Source organism: uncultured Aquimarina sp., assembly GCF_947495315.1.
Lineage (GTDB): Bacteria > Bacteroidota > Bacteroidia > Flavobacteriales > Flavobacteriaceae > Aquimarina.
In genome coordinates this window covers 321,894-339,907 of sequence record NZ_CANLYD010000004.1, presented here as the reverse complement: position 1 = coordinate 339,907, position 18,014 = coordinate 321,894, and the positions used below count along the sequence as shown (strand labels likewise).

The 18,014-nt window shown below is 30.7% G+C and carries 20 protein-coding genes; 12 read left to right on the top strand and 8 right to left on the bottom strand.

Going from position 1 to position 18,014, the window contains the following annotated elements; genetic code table 11:
• Nucleotides 1-163 precede the first annotated feature (163 nt).
• Entirely contained in the window at nt 164-550 is a 387-nt protein-coding gene (locus Q0910_RS09735) for a hypothetical protein (protein WP_299215445.1), read from the bottom strand.
• Between the two features lie 2 nt (nt 551-552).
• Nucleotides 553-1,281 carry a hypothetical protein gene (locus tag Q0910_RS09730; protein WP_299215443.1) on the bottom strand — a complete coding sequence of 243 codons (729 nt, stop codon included), beginning with the start codon at nt 1,279-1,281 and terminating at the stop codon, nt 553-555.
• 205 nt (nt 1,282-1,486) lie between these two features.
• On the opposite strand from Q0910_RS09730, the gene Q0910_RS09725 reads away from it, so the two are divergent.
• From Q0910_RS09725 to Q0910_RS09675, 11 genes are all read left to right on the top strand, one after another.
• Entirely contained in the window at nt 1,487-2,524 is a 1,038-nt protein-coding gene (locus Q0910_RS09725; RefSeq protein ID WP_299215441.1) for a hypothetical protein, read from the top strand.
• A gap of 233 nt (nt 2,525-2,757) precedes the next feature.
• Nucleotides 2,758-3,318 carry an RNA polymerase sigma factor gene (locus Q0910_RS09720; protein ID WP_299215439.1) on the top strand — a complete coding sequence of 187 codons (561 nt, stop codon included), beginning with the start codon at nt 2,758-2,760 and terminating at the stop codon, nt 3,316-3,318.
• Entirely contained in the window at nt 3,311-4,720 is a 1,410-nt protein-coding gene (locus Q0910_RS09715) for a hypothetical protein (RefSeq protein WP_299215437.1), read from the top strand. The genes Q0910_RS09720 and Q0910_RS09715 overlap by 8 nt, the downstream gene beginning before the upstream one ends.
• A gap of 201 nt (nt 4,721-4,921) precedes the next feature.
• The gene (locus Q0910_RS09710; protein WP_299215435.1) at nt 4,922-5,890 is read left to right on the top strand and encodes a hypothetical protein; all 969 of its coding nucleotides are present in this window, start codon (nt 4,922-4,924) and stop codon (nt 5,888-5,890) included.
• Nucleotides 5,891-6,062: 172 nt separating this feature from the next.
• Complete coding sequence (locus Q0910_RS09705; protein ID WP_027395748.1) at nt 6,063-6,926, top strand: sigma-70 family RNA polymerase sigma factor; 864 nt, start codon at nt 6,063-6,065, stop codon at nt 6,924-6,926.
• 221 nt (nt 6,927-7,147) lie between these two features.
• The gene (locus tag Q0910_RS09700) at nt 7,148-7,555 is read left to right on the top strand and encodes a BLUF domain-containing protein (protein ID WP_299215434.1); all 408 of its coding nucleotides are present in this window, start codon (nt 7,148-7,150) and stop codon (nt 7,553-7,555) included.
• 150 nt (nt 7,556-7,705) lie between these two features.
• A complete protein-coding gene (locus Q0910_RS09695; RefSeq protein ID WP_299215432.1) occupies nt 7,706-8,113 on the top strand; it encodes a BLUF domain-containing protein in 408 nt (135 codons plus the stop codon).
• An 86-nt stretch (nt 8,114-8,199) separates the two neighbouring features.
• Nucleotides 8,200-8,604: a BLUF domain-containing protein gene (locus Q0910_RS09690; protein ID WP_299215431.1), complete on the top strand. Its 405-nt coding sequence runs from the start codon at nt 8,200-8,202 to the stop codon at nt 8,602-8,604.
• Nucleotides 8,605-8,655: 51 nt separating this feature from the next.
• Nucleotides 8,656-9,315 (top strand): ribulose-phosphate 3-epimerase, encoded by a 660-nt coding sequence (rpe, locus tag Q0910_RS09685; protein WP_299215430.1) that lies wholly within the window; start codon nt 8,656-8,658, stop codon nt 9,313-9,315.
• Nucleotides 9,315-10,280, top strand: a complete 966-nt coding sequence (locus Q0910_RS09680) for a YpdA family putative bacillithiol disulfide reductase (RefSeq protein ID WP_299215428.1) — start codon at nt 9,315-9,317, stop codon at nt 10,278-10,280. The genes rpe and Q0910_RS09680 overlap by 1 nt, the downstream gene beginning before the upstream one ends.
• A gap of 1 nt (nt 10,281) precedes the next feature.
• Nucleotides 10,282-10,815 carry a hypothetical protein gene (locus tag Q0910_RS09675; RefSeq protein WP_299215426.1) on the top strand — a complete coding sequence of 178 codons (534 nt, stop codon included), beginning with the start codon at nt 10,282-10,284 and terminating at the stop codon, nt 10,813-10,815.
• A gap of 74 nt (nt 10,816-10,889) precedes the next feature.
• Here the strand turns inward: Q0910_RS09675 and Q0910_RS09670 are convergent, their stop codons facing one another.
• The 3 genes from Q0910_RS09670 to Q0910_RS09660 form a co-directional block, all read right to left on the bottom strand.
• Nucleotides 10,890-11,603: a Bax inhibitor-1 family protein gene (locus tag Q0910_RS09670; protein WP_299215424.1), complete on the bottom strand. Its 714-nt coding sequence runs from the start codon at nt 11,601-11,603 to the stop codon at nt 10,890-10,892.
• A gap of 55 nt (nt 11,604-11,658) precedes the next feature.
• The gene (locus tag Q0910_RS09665; RefSeq protein ID WP_299215422.1) at nt 11,659-12,522 is read right to left on the bottom strand and encodes a zinc-dependent peptidase; all 864 of its coding nucleotides are present in this window, start codon (nt 12,520-12,522) and stop codon (nt 11,659-11,661) included.
• Nucleotides 12,523-12,683: 161 nt separating this feature from the next.
• Entirely contained in the window at nt 12,684-15,464 is a 2,781-nt protein-coding gene (locus Q0910_RS09660) for a LuxR C-terminal-related transcriptional regulator (RefSeq protein ID WP_299215420.1), read from the bottom strand.
• A gap of 434 nt (nt 15,465-15,898) precedes the next feature.
• On the opposite strand from Q0910_RS09660, the gene Q0910_RS09655 reads away from it, so the two are divergent.
• On the top strand, nt 15,899-16,627 hold the full coding sequence (locus tag Q0910_RS09655; protein WP_299215418.1) for a sulfite exporter TauE/SafE family protein: 729 nt from the start codon (nt 15,899-15,901) through the stop codon (nt 16,625-16,627).
• Here Q0910_RS09655 and Q0910_RS09650 read toward each other — a convergent pair.
• The 3 genes from Q0910_RS09650 to Q0910_RS09640 are packed head-to-tail and all read right to left on the bottom strand — an operon-like array spanning nt 16,622 to nt 17,882.
• Nucleotides 16,622-17,377, bottom strand: coding sequence for a Bro-N domain-containing protein (locus tag Q0910_RS09650; RefSeq protein WP_299215416.1), 756 nt, complete (start codon nt 17,375-17,377; stop codon nt 16,622-16,624). The genes Q0910_RS09655 and Q0910_RS09650 overlap by 6 nt on opposite strands.
• Before the next feature lie 24 nt (nt 17,378-17,401).
• Nucleotides 17,402-17,587, bottom strand: coding sequence for a hypothetical protein (locus Q0910_RS09645; RefSeq protein WP_299215414.1), 186 nt, complete (start codon nt 17,585-17,587; stop codon nt 17,402-17,404).
• Between the two features lie 22 nt (nt 17,588-17,609).
• Nucleotides 17,610-17,882: a heavy metal-associated domain-containing protein gene (locus Q0910_RS09640; protein ID WP_299215412.1), complete on the bottom strand. Its 273-nt coding sequence runs from the start codon at nt 17,880-17,882 to the stop codon at nt 17,610-17,612.
• Nucleotides 17,883-18,014: the final 132 nt, after the last annotated feature.

The window sequence follows — 18,014 nt, the reverse complement described above, 5'->3', positions numbered from 1 at the left end:
TCTTTTAAAATTTGACATATCAATAGTAGCGTGATAACCAAAGACATTTGCTTTGGCATCTCGATCGTAACACTTATTTATTAGTATGGTTAGTTTGATAAACAAAAAATACTACTCGAAGATTAAGATGATGCTTCTTCGAGTTAGTATCATTCCTTGAATATTATTTTTTCTTACGCGAAGTAATATCCCTAAAAACTCCAAGTTGTACTTTTCCAGTTTTTGATAAAAAAACTAATAATTGTTCTTTACCCGAGCGTACATTTATTTTTTGAGTTCGCCAATGTTTGATAAATGACAATATTGAGATTACTCTATTACTTGATGAAATACTAAAAATCCCATCCTTAAGTGATCCTTTTACATATTTAGTAATCCTTTGGGTTTCTGATTTCATTAAACTAATTTTTAAGGTTTCCTTATCCATTAGTTTAATACGCGTATATAATTTTTCTTTTATTGGAATAAGACCAACCAAGTCTCCAGTAAGTACGTAAAAAGCTTCGAATCCATAGTCCCCTTCGATGCTTAAGTTGCTAGTGATTTGCATAATTAAGATGTTTTAGATTTTACTTTCTTTTTAGAAAATTGCCAGTTGATAAATGGCAAAGATCTTCTGGCATTTCTATTCCAAAGACCAAATTGAAAACCTCTTTGATCCATACTTTTATTAAACAACCCCACCTGAATGCCATTAAATTTTCCTGCAACGTTTGAGATTGCAACCTGTAAACCATTACCACTTGCAGAAATATTAGCTAGGGCTGAAACTTGAGCTCCATTAAAAACCTCTGAACCATTTACAATAGGAGCTATGGATACTCCGCTTAAATTATTAACTACGGATATTAAAGATACATTTAAGCCACTAAAATCCGTTCCTTCATAAAACCCACCAACGCTTAAGTTTAATCCATTCATTGATAATTTAACTTTTTTAGATTCATTATTGCTGTCTAGAGCATGGATCCCAGTACTATTCTTATACGTTAAACCTACAGGTAATAACTTAAAAGGTATCTCTAAGCCAAAAGTCATTAATAATAATGGAGCAGGATGAATTACATCTATATTAACCCCATTGATTCTTTGGTGTTCTATATTTCTGTTCTCATAATGTCCAACCCCTAATACCAATCCATTGACTTGTGATACATTAGAATGAATAGGAGAAAAACTAAATGACTTCACTTTTCCTGAAATAGCATCTAATTTACGTTCCTGTCCAAAAGTTATTATTGTAAAGAACAGCATCACTAATATTACAATTTTGTTTTTCATTTTTCTTGTTTTAAAAATTCTACAGGTCAAAACTATTGTGATAATTACAAGACAGAAAGTGATAATCGCGAATAGAAAATTATTTTTTTGCGAAAATCGCAAATAACGTACGGTTTAGTTCTTATAATAAACATTTTTCTTATGCCTTACGCAACCTTTTATGAATTGCAGGTCTAAAAGGGTGAAGTAATACAAAACTAAACTTATGAAAACAATACAAAAAATAATATTGGTACTATCCATCATTTTAGCATCCTGTGAAAATGAATCTTTTGACATACTAAATGAAAAAATAGATGTCAATTCAGAACTATTTAGTAACCTAAAGACACTTTCGGAAACTGCACCAGAGAATGCTGAAGTGGTATGTCTAACTTTTATCTATCCTTTTAATGTTTATTTATACGATGAAAACGAAGCTATCTCGGATAGTCAAATAATAAATAACAATATCGAATTCACCCAACTTTTAGGGCAAATACCAGAAGAAAATTCGATTAGCTTAAGCTATCCTATTTCTGGGACTACCGCAGATGGAAACTCGATTAGTATTAATAGTAATTTTGGACTAAAAGAAGCAATAGGAGCATGTATAGATGATCAAATTATTTTATACTGTAATAATTTATTAGAAGAACCAAACTGTGTTTGGGAGATAGAATCTCAAACCGAAAACGATCAATATGACAACTCACTACTGGATTTCTATGATGATGGAACTGGTGTTTTTTACCACAACGGAAACGCGTATAGAGTATCTTGGATTTCCTTATTCATTGAAGAACAATTACACGTTAATATCCGCGTAGAAGGAGATTCTTCTGTTGCTGAAGATTGGAATTTTGATTGGGAAGCTGAGATAATTAATGAAAATACTATAAAAATAACAAATCAAGAGGATAGTTTTATAATAGAAAAAAACTGCAATATTGAAAATAATTGCGACTATGTAGAATTCAGAGAATGTGAATCCGATAATGAAGAGGAAACACAGTTCGTGTTTGATAATTATATAGATTGCATAACTTCATTCAGAGAAGAAACCGAAATTCCAAACCTAGAATTAACATTCTATTCCACTATGGATGATGCGACTCAACAAATAAACCAGTTACCAACAAATGGATATAACAATGTAGCGAACCCACAAATCATTTTTGTTCTTATAAACAATACTATAACCGAAGTTTCGCAAATCTCAAGGATTGTATTGTTAGAGGAAACATGTAGTGATAATAAATAGTATTACATACCTGATCGTATAGAATTAACCTAATAGTTTCTATAATAATCAATAATATCAAAGAGTAATTAGACTCAATTGTCTACTTATTCTGTGTATATTTTGAAAAATCAATTGTCGAAAAAATGCTTCCGGCAACTTATTTTAAAAAAATCATAATTTGACGCAACCTTTTCATAAGTTTCAGTCTAGATGAGTAACTAATAATATAAAAAAAATAAAATTACAATCTATTGGATAATAGAGAGCTAATTAAAAAATGTAAGAAGAATAACAGAGAGGCGCAAAGCGAATTGTTTTATGCCTATAAGGATATACTATTCCCTTTGTGTTTAAAATATTGTAAAAACTTTGATGAAGCAGAAGATATTTTACAAGATTCATTTCTGACAATATTTAAAAAAATTAATCAATACAATTTTAAGGGCTCTTTTGAAGGATGGATGAAAAGAATAACTATTAATAAAGCAATAGATCGATACAAGAATGACCTATTCATCAACACACCCTTAAAAGAAGAATTAATCTCTGACACCAACGTTGAAACAGATATTTTTAATTTTTCTATTGACGAGTTATTATCATTCATACAAGAATTACCAACTCAATATAAACTAGTTTTTAGCTTGTATGAACTAGATGATTATTCTCATAAAGAGATATCCAACATGTTAAAAATTTCTGAAGGAACATCAAAATCCAATTTACATAGAGCAAAAACATTATTAAAAACCAGAATTATGATGAAGCAGCAGAATGATCATCAAAAAAAAATGGCGGTAAGTAATGGATAATAAAAAAGACATAGGAAAAGCGTTCAAGGAGCAATTAAGAGACTTTAAAAAATCTCCTAATAACCTCATTTGGAATGATATCGAAACAGCATTGGATAAAGAAGAAGATTCTAAAGGTTTTTATTGGTTACAATTAACCAGTATTACTGCTCTATTGATAACATTAACGATTATAGGAGTATATACATTTAAGGATTCAACAAATATTAATAAACCGCAAAACATAGATTCCATTACTCATCAAGAACAGAGTGAAAAATGCGATGAGATCATTACTAACAACCAAAAAGAAACTTTCACTAATATTGATAAAATAGCAGATTCTGAAAAAGAAATAAAAGATACTACTAAACTCAATACTGTAAAATCTGACTCATATAAAACTCAAGAAAAGAAGTTAAATACATCTCAGGAAAATAGATCTACAAACTACAAGTTAGCAAATAACGTAGATTCTAAAAATGATAAAAAAATAGCTACAATTGATGACAATCCTACTTCGGCAAAAAATAAAGTTTCTAAAACTAAAGATCTGGAAATCAAAAATAAAACAACAGAGATCTTTAAACACAAAACATCAAATGATACCACAATCTCAGGTAAACTAAAACACATTGTTATTTCTGACAGTATAGAAAAAATAAAAAACGATACACTACTTATTACAACCATTGACCAAAAAGAAAAAAACCTTAAAAAACCTTCTAAAGACACATTAATATTTTTGAATCCAATAAAAAATAAAATATTTGACAAGTTAAATTTTGGAGTTCATATAACCCCAACCTATACATTCCCTATGAATGGTTCATTGATTAGCGATAGATTATCGAACATTAAAGAAAAAGGAAGTTTCACATTGAATTACGGAGCTGTATTAACTGGTTACGTCAATGACAAAGTTAGTATAAGAGCTGGTTACAATAATATAAAAATAAGTTCTAAAGTAAATGATATAGTTAGTGACGAGCTCTCAAGTGTTCTTTCGGATGCAGATATACTTGTACCTAATACAATTATTCAGAGTATCACAAATCAAGAAACTGTCGACCTTACACAAAAACTTCATTATCACGAGTTATCCTTAGAACTAGGTTATAGGATTATAGATAAAAGATTTAGTTGGTCTGTCCTCGGTGGTATGGGCTTTTTAATTGCACAAAAAAATAATATTACCATACATTCAGGTTCTAATGATTTTGGTCTAGGAATGAGTGATGCTATAGAATCAACAAATACAAGTATAAATTTCGGTTCTAATCTTAGGTATCGTCTGCTTAAGAATATATATTTTAATGTAGAACCACTAGTTAAATATCAATTGAGCAATGCAAGTAAAAACTCCGGAAGTTATAAACCGTTATACTTTACTATTCAAACTGGTCTTTCAATAGATTTTTAAGTATCTATCTATAGGAAAACCTAACCTTTTCATAAGTCATTAATTGGTATTAAAAACAAAACGCCAAAACCTCACCTTTAGCATAAAACGCAATTATTGCGAACAGGAAATTATTTTTTTGTGAAAATCGCAAAAATTAACTTATTTTTCTTTTTTAATTTACATTCTATAAAACATCATCTACCCTTAAAAAGATTTGAAATGATACAAGAAAATTTCTTAGAACTCATTAAGAAACAGATTACTTCTAAAACATCTCTTATTGATGAAGTCGCTACCGCACTAGACATTAGTTATGACGCAGCACATAGAAGGATCAGTAAAAAAAGTAAATTATCTTTAGAAGAAGGCGTAACATTAGCCAAATATTTCAGCTTATCGATAGATCAACTATTCTCTAGTGAAGATGAGCATATTGTAGCTGTAAAAAAGACAGCTCCAGTTAGAGATATGGACAGTCTACTTGCTTATTATGAAAACTCATACAAATCATTATCACCTCTCATTAATAATAAAGATGTAGAAATGATTTATTCTGCAAAAGATTTACCCATTTTCTACACATCAGATGACAACTTGCTTTCAAAATTTAAAATGTATGTCTGGTTAAAAATTATGGATTCTGATCTCAGTGATATAAGATTTACAGGATTTAACCCATCATTGTCCCTACTAGAAGCTGCAAAACGTTTAGGTAGTATGTATAATGACCTAAATTGTATAGAAATTTGGGATATCACAACCATAAATAGTACCCTAAAACAAATACACTTTTATTTTGAGTCGAATTCACTTACTTCTAAGGATGCTCTGGAAATATGTGATGATCTTGGAGAACTAATTAATAAGATTTCTAAAAAAATAATTGAACAAAAAGATAATTTCAAATTCTATTATAACGAACTCCTGTTAATGAATAATCGAGTTCTGGTCAAAACACCTACCGAAAGATCACTATATGTACCTTTTACTATTCTTTCGTATTACAGAACTAATGATGTAACCACCTGTGATCAGGCAGAACAATTCCTAAAGATCCAAATGGAAGGATCTAAACTATTGAGTACTGCAGGAGAAAAAGAAAGAAACTTATTTTTTAATAAAATGCATAAAAAAATTGATGCACTGCGATCTCTTATTATAGCAAAAAACGTTTTAGAGTTTGAATAAATTTGTAATCAAATAGCTAGGCTTACGACTAATAATTATAGTTTTTAATGTTCAAAGACACATAATTGAAAAAATAATTTTACTTTTTTGTAACATTTTAGTAACAACATACGTATAATAAATAAAAGCAAAGCCCTAAATATTCACAAATAAAACTTCAAGGATAACATAGATGAGACAACTTAAGATTACGAAGCAGGTAACGAATCGTGAAACTGCATCGCTGGATAAGTATTTGCAGGAAATAGGTAAAGTAGATCTTATTACTGCGGATGAAGAGGTAGAATTAGCTCAGCGAATAAAGGCTGGTGATGAAAGAGCCCTTGAAAAATTAACAAAAGCGAATTTACGATTTGTAGTATCTGTTGCAAAACAATATCAAAACCAAGGACTTACGTTACCAGATTTAATTAATGAAGGTAACTTAGGATTGATTAAAGCGGCAAAACGTTTTGATGAGACCAGAGGTTTTAAATTTATTTCATATGCCGTATGGTGGATTCGTCAATCTATCTTACAAGCTTTGGCAGAACAGTCTCGTATTGTTCGTTTACCATTAAACAAAATTGGATCTATTAATAAGATCAATAAAACATATGCATTCTTAGAGCAATCTCACGAACGTCCACCAAGTGCGGAAGAAATTGCAAAAGAACTGGATATGACTATAAATGACGTTAAAGAGTCTATGAAAAACTCTGGACGTCACGTAAGTATGGATGCTCCTTTAGTAGAAGGAGAAGACTCTAACCTTTATGATGTATTAAATTCTGGTGAATCTCCTAATCCAGATAGATCTTTATTACACGAATCTCTTCGTACAGAGATAGAACGTGCTCTAGAGACACTTACACCAAGAGAAGCGGATGTGATTCGTTTATATTTCGGTCTTGGAGATCAACATCCAATGACATTAGAAGAAATAGGAGAAACTTTTGACTTAACACGAGAACGTGTACGTCAGATTAAAGAAAAAGCTATTCGTAGATTAAAACATACATCTCGTAGTAAAATATTAAAAACTTATTTAGGATAACTTTTAATTTCCTAAATTGCGATTACAAACAGTTTATAACATAACTGTTCGTTTTTTGATTGATGAATGACCTCCGGCTGATTACCGGAGGTTTTTTCATATGGGTATTTTTTCCTTCTAATTATGCGAAATAAGCAATAATTTCATTATCATTTATTAGATTCACAAAAAAGATCTTTTTTACACCAAAAAACTGTACCTTTAAGTAAGAACCAGACGACATGTGGCGAACCATAAGTTATGTAAGTACTGCTAATCAAACCTTAACAAATGCCGAGGTAAATAAACTATTCGAATTTGTTAAGCTACATAACGATAGCCAAAATATAACTGGAATATTAATGTATTCTGATGGCAATTTTTTCCAAGTTCTGGAAGGGGAACATGACCTAATACAAAATCTTTACAAAAAAATACTTCTAGACCCAAGACACTATAATATTATTAAAATTTTTGATCGTGCAATAACGAATTGTTCATTCTCAGAATACCATTCTTCGTTTAAAGTTCTTGGCGAAAAATATGATCATAAAGAGCTAGAACACTTTTTAAAAGAAGAAAAATCTCATAATCCAGATAATTATAAGAATATTTCCTACCTCGCTAATAAGTTTATGAAACTTTCTTAAAAACAATATAATATATTTCGTGTTTTACCCACTCTACAAGGGCCTATAAATTCAACAAGCAATTTAATTAACAATATTTAACATAAATTTTCCCCTAAAAACAAATTTTTGATACTAAAAAATCTTATCTTTAAATAAGATGTAGATGTTATGTGGCAAACCATAAGTTATGTAAGTACAGCCGATCCATCCTTAACAAATTCTGAAGTAAATAAGCTATTCGAATTTGTTAAGCTACATAACGATAGCCAAAATATAACTGGAATATTAATGTATTCTGATGGCAATTTTTTCCAAGTTCTGGAAGGCGAAAAAGATCTAATACAAGCTCTATTTGCAAAAATACTATTAGACTCCAGGCACTATGATGTGATAAAAATTTTTGATCGTAAAACACCCAATTGTTCATTCTCAAAATATCATTCTTCTTTTAAAGTTCTTGGTGAAAAATACAACCACAAAGAACTACAACATTTTTTAAGAGAAGAAAAATCATATAACCCAGATAACTATAATAACATTTCCTATCTCACTAATAAATTCATGAAGCTTTCTTAAGATTTATAGCCTGGCTAAACAAATGTTAAACAATAATTTTAACATAAATATTCCCCTTAAATAAATTAAATTGAAGCTAAAAAGCTATGTGGCATACAATATCTTATGTAAGCACTTCTTCTAAGCTATCTGACTTTCAGATCAATGATTTAATGCACTGTTCTAAACTAAAAAATGAGGACTTAGGTATTACTGGTATTCTAATGCATTTTGGTCAAAATTTTTTCCAAATAATCGAAGGAGAAAAAAAAATCATTCAAGAACTTTATTCAAAAATAGATAGAGATTCAAGACACTCTAATTTAATTAAAATATTTGATAGAGAAATTAGAGTACCTTCTTTTAAAAGTTTTCACAATTCTTACGCCACAGTTCATAGAGAAAAAGATTATACAGAACTACAGCAATTCTTAGAAGCAGAAAAGTCTTATAATCCAAAAAACTTTAAAAACATTTCCTACCTAGCTCATAAATTTATGAAGCTCTCCTAGTATACCATTTAAAACTTAAATAGTACTTTTGCGAGAAACAACACAATTTTTATGGCTTCAAAATTAATTGCCCCTTCTGTATTAGCAGCAGACTTTGCTAATTTACAACGAGATGTAGAAATGATCAATAGCAGTGATGCAGATTGGTTTCATATAGATATTATGGATGGTGTTTTTGTTCCTAACATCTCCTTTGGAATGCCCGTCTTAAGAGATATTGTAAAACATGCTTCAAAAACCATCGATGTACACTTGATGATTGTGGATCCTGATCGATACATAAAGACTTTTGCTGATTTAGGAAGTAATATTCTTACCGTTCATTATGAAGCCTGCACCCATCTTCACAGGACTCTGCAAGCAATAAAAGCTGAAGGCATGAAAGCTGGTGTGGCTATAAACCCTCATACTAATGTAAGTTTACTTGAGGATACTATCAAAGATATTGACTTAGTATGTATTATGAGTGTCAATCCAGGTTTTGGTGGGCAATCTTTTATAGAAAACACCTATAAAAAAGTAAAACAACTTAAAGAAATCATTGATCGCAATAATGCCAGTACAATGATTGAAATTGATGGAGGAGTCACTAACAAAAATGCCAAGCAATTAGTCGATGCAGGAGCAGATGTATTAGTTGCCGGGAGTTATGTTTTTAAAAGTGAAGATCCAATCCAAACCATAAAAGGATTGAAAGAGATAATTTCTTAATGAAGCACATTGATCTCATAATAATTGGTGGAGGTCCAATCGGCATTGCATGCGGTCTGGAAGCGAAGAAAAAAGGACTAAATTATCTGATAATTGAAAAAGGTCCTATCGTAAATTCTCTTTTTAATTATCCTGTAAACATGCAGTTCTTCTCTTCTTCTGAAAAACTGGAGATCGATGAAATACCTTTTATTAGTAATGAATCAAAACCGAAAAGAAATGAGGCATTAGAGTATTATCGAAGGATTGTTACTTCTAACAATTTAAATATTCATCTTTTTGAAAAAGTAAATTCTGTAAAGAAAGAAGAAAATATCTTCCATATAAAAACAGAAAAACAAGAATATACCGCTTCATATATTATTCTGGCAACTGGATTTTATGATATCCCGAATACTATCGATGTTCCGGGAGAAGAGCTTCCAAAAGTTTCACATTATTATAAAGATCCCCATTTCTTTGCTAAACAAAAACTAGCTGTTATTGGTGCCAGTAATTCTGCAGTGGATGCTGCTTTAGAATGTTACCGAAAAGGAGCTGATGTAAGTATGATTGTTAGAGGTCCAGAAATTGGTAGACGTGTAAAATATTGGGTAAAACCAGATATCGAAAACAGAATTGCAGAAGGCAGCATCAAAGTATATTACAACGCTACAGTTAAAGAAATAAAACCTCAGCAAATCACCCTAAACACTTCTAATGGAGAAGTTAGCGTAGAAAATGATTATGTATTAGCTTTGACGGGTTATACTCCTAATTTTGATTTTCTCAAAAAAATTGGAATTCAACTTTCTGATGATGAAAAAATGTATCCCAACTATAATGAGGAAACCATGGAATCTAACATTGATAATCTATACCTAGCTGGAGTGATATGTGGTGGCATGGATACTCATATATGGTTTATAGAAAATTCTAGAATACACGCAAAAACAATAATAAAACATATAATTTCAGGAAAATAAAATGTTCAGTAAAAATCCTGTTGCTGCCTTTAAAAAAAGATCTGAAAAATGGTATCTGGATCTTCAAAAGTACAGTCAGGAAAGCTTGTATCACAAACCCTCTTCTGACCAATGGTCTCTTGCTGAATTATATGATCATATTATGCGCGTAGCAAAGACGTACCAACTCCCAAATTTTCATAAATGTATAGATAATGATACTAGAAATGGAAAACCTAAGAACGGGGCAGCATATTTAATATTTAATCTAAATATCATTCCTTCTCGTAACATCAAAATGGAATCTTTCCCTTCTAAAATTGTAGCTGACTTTACTCCCGAAATAATGGATAGAGATATGTTAGAAAACAACTTCAAAGAATTTATAATAGAAACTGTATCCAAAGAATCACTAGTAAAGAAATGTGATACAAAAATAAAGCACAGTCATCCATTCTTTGGGATGATTAATGCGGTAGAATGGTTTTCTCTAATCGAAATACATATGAGGCATCACGAGCGTCAAAAGAAACGACTGGAATCTATAAATAAATAATGAAAGGCTGTCTTGATATAAGACAGCCTTTCATTATTTATAAGTAGTATTCCTGACCTATTAAGATAAGTTTCTTAATCATTAGATAAAATACTTAGGATATACCAGAAAAGTAACATTAGTGAAGCGAACAACCCTAAAGATGCTCCCACATACTGATCCTCGGAATATTTATGGACCATATTAGAAGTCTGGTATAATATAGATCCAGACGCCAAAATTACCATTCCAGCACTAAACCAAAGACCTAAATCAAACCCAAATATGATTCCTGCAACAATTAGTCCCATTGCAATAAAAAAACCTATGGTTAACATTGATCTAAGAAAAGAAAAGTCTTTCTTAGTAAATAATACAACAGCAGAAAGTCCCGTAAACAAGGACAAAGTTAAAACTACAGCCTGCGACAGAATACTAGTCTCTCCCGTTATAGTGCTTTGAGAAGCAATAATCGCATAGCCAATCATTGGAATAAAAATAAATGCCTGTGCTACAACATATAGAAGAAGTCCTAAATATTGTTGATTTATATTATGATTCTTATATGCCATTTTCTCAGCATAATTAGTAACTAACATAAAACCTCCTAACATAATTAACCATCTCCATCCTTGCGCCATCGAAAACGCAAAGTTTACCAAAGGTTCAATCTGAAAAAACACCCATTCTACAATCACAAATAACAATACTGCCATCGCTAGATGCGTATAGGTCTTTTTATAAAAAGCTACTCTTTTTTCATCAGTAAGTGAACTTACTACAGGTGCTACTTGCTGAAATTCTTCCATGTTATTCTTTTTTATTAAAATTGTTTAGTGGATAAATATAGTTTTTATATCAATCTTATCGTTCAAAATATTTAAAATTTAACATACGTCCAACATATGCATAAATATCAGGGAATTGTTCTTTAAGTTTATCAGGAGATTCCATAAAAACTTCTACTAATACCGCTATAAATTCAAATTTATCTGTAAAGGCATATTCCCTTAATATTTTAGATTCAATAATCTTATTTCGTAACTCCACAGAAGAGAGGTGCTTTTCTAGTTCTAAAAAAGTATTGTGAAATATTTCTGAGCTAATATTGTTACTTTTCAGTGAACAGTAATGGATGGCATGGGTAATCTCATGTATTCCCAGATTCACTCCATCTTCCTGATGTAAATTTCCCATATTAAAATGTTCCCAGGATAACACCAAAGCCTTAGATCTTGGGTTAAACTCTCCATTATTTTCTGTTTTATTAAGAATGGAGTAATAAGAAGACGGGTATAAAATAATAGTCTCTACATATTCTAACAAATAATTACGCATCCCAAAGGTTAACTGAATTACCATCATCGTAATTTGCATTCGTTTATCATCATCAATGATGAGTCCTTCCCTACCAACAAACTTAGTGCTTTCTAAAAATTGTACAACTCGATGTTCAAAATATCGTTTTCTCCGTTTGTCCAATTGATTATATAATGCATTTGTATTTAAAAAAGGCAACAAGTGAGTTGGTAATTTTTTAGGAACCAAATAAAAGTGTACAAAAAAAGGTTTCTTATAAAATTTCGCATATACTGTTTCCAGGTATCGAGAAACATAATACAAACAGATCGAAACAATACCAACAGTTAGTATGATTCCAAGGAATTTCGGAATCCCGGGTTCAGGTTTTTCCTGAAAGGATAATGTGTATAAAAAATTAAAAATCAAAAGGGCTAAGTAGGTTTACAAAGTCACAAAATAATGCTTTTGAGATAAAAACTCTGTTAAATCAACTACTAAAACGCTAATCCTTAAATAAAAGTATTAAAAAAGAACACAAAGGTTTAGACAATAAAAACACCATAAGTGTGGAATTTTCAAAAAAATATCTAAAAACTTACCAAAAATTGAGTCAAATTATTATCCGAACTTAGATTCAATTTTTTTCTAAGCTTATGTCGGTTTACATCTACGCTTTGAGGGCTTATCCCAAGTAAAGGAGCTATTTCCTTTGAAGACAAATTCATTTTAAGGTATGCGCACAATCTTAAATCCTTCGAGGTTAAACCAGGATGTTGTTTGGACAATCTTTCATAAAACTCCTGATGAGACTTATCAAAGTTTATCTTGAACAGTTTACTCTCTTTATCAGTAATATAATATTCCACAAGTCTCTTTAAATCCATGTAATTACTATCTTTTGATCGAATATTAGGAGACTCTTGGATTTTTACAATTTTATCTCTAATCTTTTTCAAAATCTTATTTTTATTAAGATTTACATAAGCGATTTGAGTAAGCTCTCTACTTTTTGCTTTTATTTCATCTTCTAGTTTAGAGTTTTTGAGTTCTATAATTTTGCGTTCTTGTTCTAATTGCTGGGCTTTATACTCTTCTTCCTGCTTACTTAGTTTTTCTTCTTTCTGTTTAAGCAATTTAATTTTTTGTTTCTTCATTTTATAGCGATTAATAGAAAATGCTACAAACACTATCCCGCTAATCAGTAATAAATAAAGTCCATATGCCCAAGGAGTTCTATATAGAGGCGGTTTTACTATAAAGAAAAAAGAAGACTCTCTTACAGTTTCATCATACTTAGCTCTGATATAGAATGTATAATCTCCTTCAGTCAGGTTATACAATGTATGTTCTGTTGAAGTTGTCCAATCATTCCAGTCCTCATCATTTATTTTTGATTGATAACTTACTTTCTTACCATATATGGGCAAAGCATATCTTATTTTAAGGTCATTATCCCGAAAAGGTATTTCTGACTTCTCTAAATATGACACATTACTATTAACTGATACAAAATCTCGAATTAGCACCTCTTCTCTTGCACTATCTATAGGTGTCAAATTATCTCTGACATACACTGAGAAACCACCGTACACCGGAATAAGTTCATGTGTATCATCTAGTGTAAAAGAATTTAAAACATCGGGAACCAATTGATCCTGAAGTTCTTCAAGATTCATTAAACCTTTTTCATTTTCTATTACAATACTTTTATTATCTACATACCAGATTTCGTCTCCTTTCTCAATAATACGAGGTGCATATCCCTTTTTCTTTCCTAGCTCTTTTTTAACGAATGAATTATTTTCAGGTTCATATGTGTATGAATAAAAATCTGATGTAATAACAATTTGCTTTCTAACCTTAGACATTGACAAAACAGCTCCTTCGAAATCACTTAGAGGGAAAAAAGCTTCCTTTATGAGTGTATTATTACTATCATCTAAACCAAACTTAAATACACCTTCTGATCTTAGTGCCAGCCATATATAATTATCTTGATCTATTTCTAGATACCTTACCGATTTATTAAACCCTTTAAGTTGATACTCTTTCCAATCATTATCAATTTTCTCATATAACGACACTCCATTATAATGTGGTGAAAGAATAAGGTCTTTATTCTTATACTTAAAACTTCTAAAATCCCAGGCTCCTTTACTAAAGCCCATTTTACTTATTGTTTTTTCACTTAAAGTGTATGCGCCTGTATCATGTCCGACCAATATCTCATCATTTATAGAAACGATGTTCCAAACTTGTCCTTTTAATAATTGCTCAAAATCTTCTTCCTGAACTGCAGATTCACCATCCAACAGATACAATCCTTGATTAGTACCTATATAATAAAAGCCTTTATCTTTTATTGCAGCATATGTTGTTCCCAGTTTGCCATAGTAATCATAAAAGTACTTTAAAGAAGAGTTTAATTTTAAATAATCGACTCCATAATCTAATGCTAACCAAAGATTATGTTCATCATCCTGAAATATTGATAAAACCGTATTATTCTGTAATCCTTTTAACTTGTTAATATTCTCGGTTTTCCCATTATCCAAATCAAGTATATACAATCCATTAGATACCGTTCCTAATGCAATCCTACCATCTTCAAGTTTTAAAAAAGAGAAAATCTGCGCTTTTTTCACTTCTTCAGATAAAGAAAAATCCAATGGAACAACTTTATTATTATTAAGTGAAAATAGTCCTTTTATATCACTGATAAGAATTAAATCCTCACCTACTTTAGTAACCCCTATAATACTAGCATTTAATTCATCACTATTATATATTGGCAACAAGCTTGTTCCAGATAATTTAAAAATACCATACTCATAATCATTTACATATAGATCCCCATCTATTTTATAACTCCATCTAAAGCAACAAGGAGCAGGTATTTTAGTAATAATATTACCTTGATTAATATATAAATTACTGAAGGTCTGAAAAACGACCTCATCATCTATTTCGTGTATTCTCCAATACTCTTCTGCACTATCAGAAATACTTTTATTAACGTTGTTCAATAACGAAACTTTATAAGCATCTTTATCGTTATTAATTATCAATCCAAAATGTCCATCTGCACCAAAATAGATTGAATCCTTATTCTTAACAAATAAGCTTCTATTAACCATCGCTTTATTAGTTGCCACAGAATTCCATTCACTTCCATCAAAGATTAAAACCTTATTTTCATTTGCTACATATACAATTCCATTTTCGTCTTGTCCAATATCCCAAGATTGCGCTCCAAATCCCATATCTTTAGTATCATAATGGATAATCTCTGGCAAAATCTTATTTTCAATTGATTGTGAAAAAGAAAAGAATTGAAATAGGAAAAATAAAAAACAAATACGATTCATTTAGTGCTTTATTTAAGCTAAGGTAGTCTCTCAAATATACCAAAAAAAAATCTTAACAGTATTAATCAAACTACCTCTGAAAAAAATTCAATAGATTTTCTTAATTTTTTAAATCCTAATTAAAAACAAAAATTTCTATACAACTAATGATATCTCGTACTATAAAAATCTATTTTTTGAATACAATCTTTATTTCTAAGAATAAAACAAAAACATCATTTACTACAGTCTTTCATTGCGCTTTTTCTATATTTTTTTTCAGATTATGACTTATTGATAATAATTCTTTTAAAATAACTATCAATAGATAGATAAATTAAAAAATAGAAACACTAATGAACGGTAACATCTTTTTGCATCTAAACCGATGTGATATTTATCATAAATTATGATTGTAATACGTCATACTTTTAAGTATACATATAATTAGGGATATGCTTGATAGATACTTACCGATATTCATCATCCTTGCGATTCTTTCAGAAATATTAGGAACTGTTGGAGGGTTTGGGTCTTCAGTATTCTTTGTTCCTGTAGCAAATTTCTTTTTAGATTTTCAATCTGTACTGGGACTCACGGCATTATTTCACCTATCCAGTAATGTTACCAAAATTGCCTTATTTAAAAAAGGACTAGATAAAAAATTAGTTCTTTCATTAGGTATTCCGGCAGTTTTATTTGTTTCTATAGGAGCTTATCTAAGTAAATATTTTGATCCGAAAATCTTGACTTGGTTTCTTGGATTTTTCCTTATTTCCCTGAGTCTTTTATTCTTAGTTTTCACTCAACTTAAAGTGAAACCTACTACAAAAAATGCCATTCTGGGAGGTACCTTGTCTGGTTTAAGTGCAGGACTTTTGGGTACAGGCGGAGCGATCAGAGGAATCACAATGACAGCTTTCAAAATGAATAAAGATAAATTTATCGCCACTTCTGCGATGATTGATTTAGGTGTAGATTTTAGTAGAACTATTGTATACTATTTTAATGGTTATATGAAACAGGAAATTTTATATTTAATCCCGATTTTAATTGTGGTAGGCATTCTTGGTACTTGGATTGGAAAGAAAATCTTAAATAAAATATCCCAAGAGCAATTCAGGAGATTTGTATTATTCCTTATTCTCGGAATAGGAATAGCAAGTATCATTACTAATCTATGATTTTAAAAGTTTTGGAAGATATTCTAAAGCTTTCTTATCTCGTTTTTCGAAATATGCACTTGCGTATTCCGGTAGCCAATATTTATCTATATAGGCTATAAAAATAGGTAATAGATGATTACTATATTGTTTTACCTCTACTTCTTTTCCGTTAGGAAGTCTGTGCTGATACGTTTTATACTCACGATTATACTGAGGAAACTTTTCTTTCAGATATTTATCAAAGTGAATTGCTACACTTATATCGGGTCTCATCTCTTTGCCATCCAATGCATAACTAGGTAAAATATATCCTTCCTGTTCGAAACGTCCGTATAATCGTATAAAAAGTTCACTTAACACCGAAAAATAACCTGGTTCTACACGATCCCAATTGTCATTAAATCTAATTACAAAATTGGGGATTTCTAAACGCTTAGTATTATAATATCCTCTAACTCTAATCAAAGGCAACACTTGATTAGTAACCCATTTCCTGAATTTTTTCGCCTTTCTGGTATCACTTCGGAAGATCAAAGCGTATAAACCACTTTCTGAAATTAAATTCACATTCCGCTTTTTACCATCTCTATATATCTCTGTAGCAAAACGCTCTTCCGGATCCAGAGAACTCCATACTTCTTTTTCATTTTCAAGTTCTAAAACAGCGGTAACATCTTCCGCAACAAACCATATTTGATTATCAATTTCTATGGATGTTAATTGCTGAAAATAATTAGCTCTTTCTTTTTTGGTGATTTGTGTATCCATTGTTTACTTTTTTGACTAATAATATCAAGAGGCTCCCACATATTTAAGAAGTTCATACACCAGAAAGGCCGGCCAAACAATAGCCTTAAGAATTCCTATCACTCCCATCCAAAAAGTTGTGGCATAGCTTATATAATAAATTAATGCTCCAATAATACCTAAACCATAAACAGTGTTCGATGTGGCTTTTCTTTGTACTTTTTCTTTCATTTTGAAGGTGCTTTTTATGATACTAACTCTTCTGCATTCTTCCGATAGCGCAACTGACATACGATCTTGCTTTTCTACCCAGATTATTTTCATCATTAACCAAAGGGTATCCGAGTCTGGTTAGTTCTTTTTGGACAGTTTCTATCCCATCATCCGTATCATAACTAAAGGAAACCGTACAATCATTAGTATTGACGGATATATCTCTAACTCCTTTTAGGGCGTGTAATTTTTTGGCTATTGTACTTTCACAGCCGCTACATTTTAAATTTTGAATTTCTACAGTTGTTTTCATCTGTTCCTTTTATTTTTTAGTTATCAGACCTGCCTTGCCGTCAGGCAGAATTCGTCATAGAACATTTCGCTTATTATCGACTTCGTTCTTATCACTCATTTCATAATCAGATTTTAACAGCCTAAAAATAGG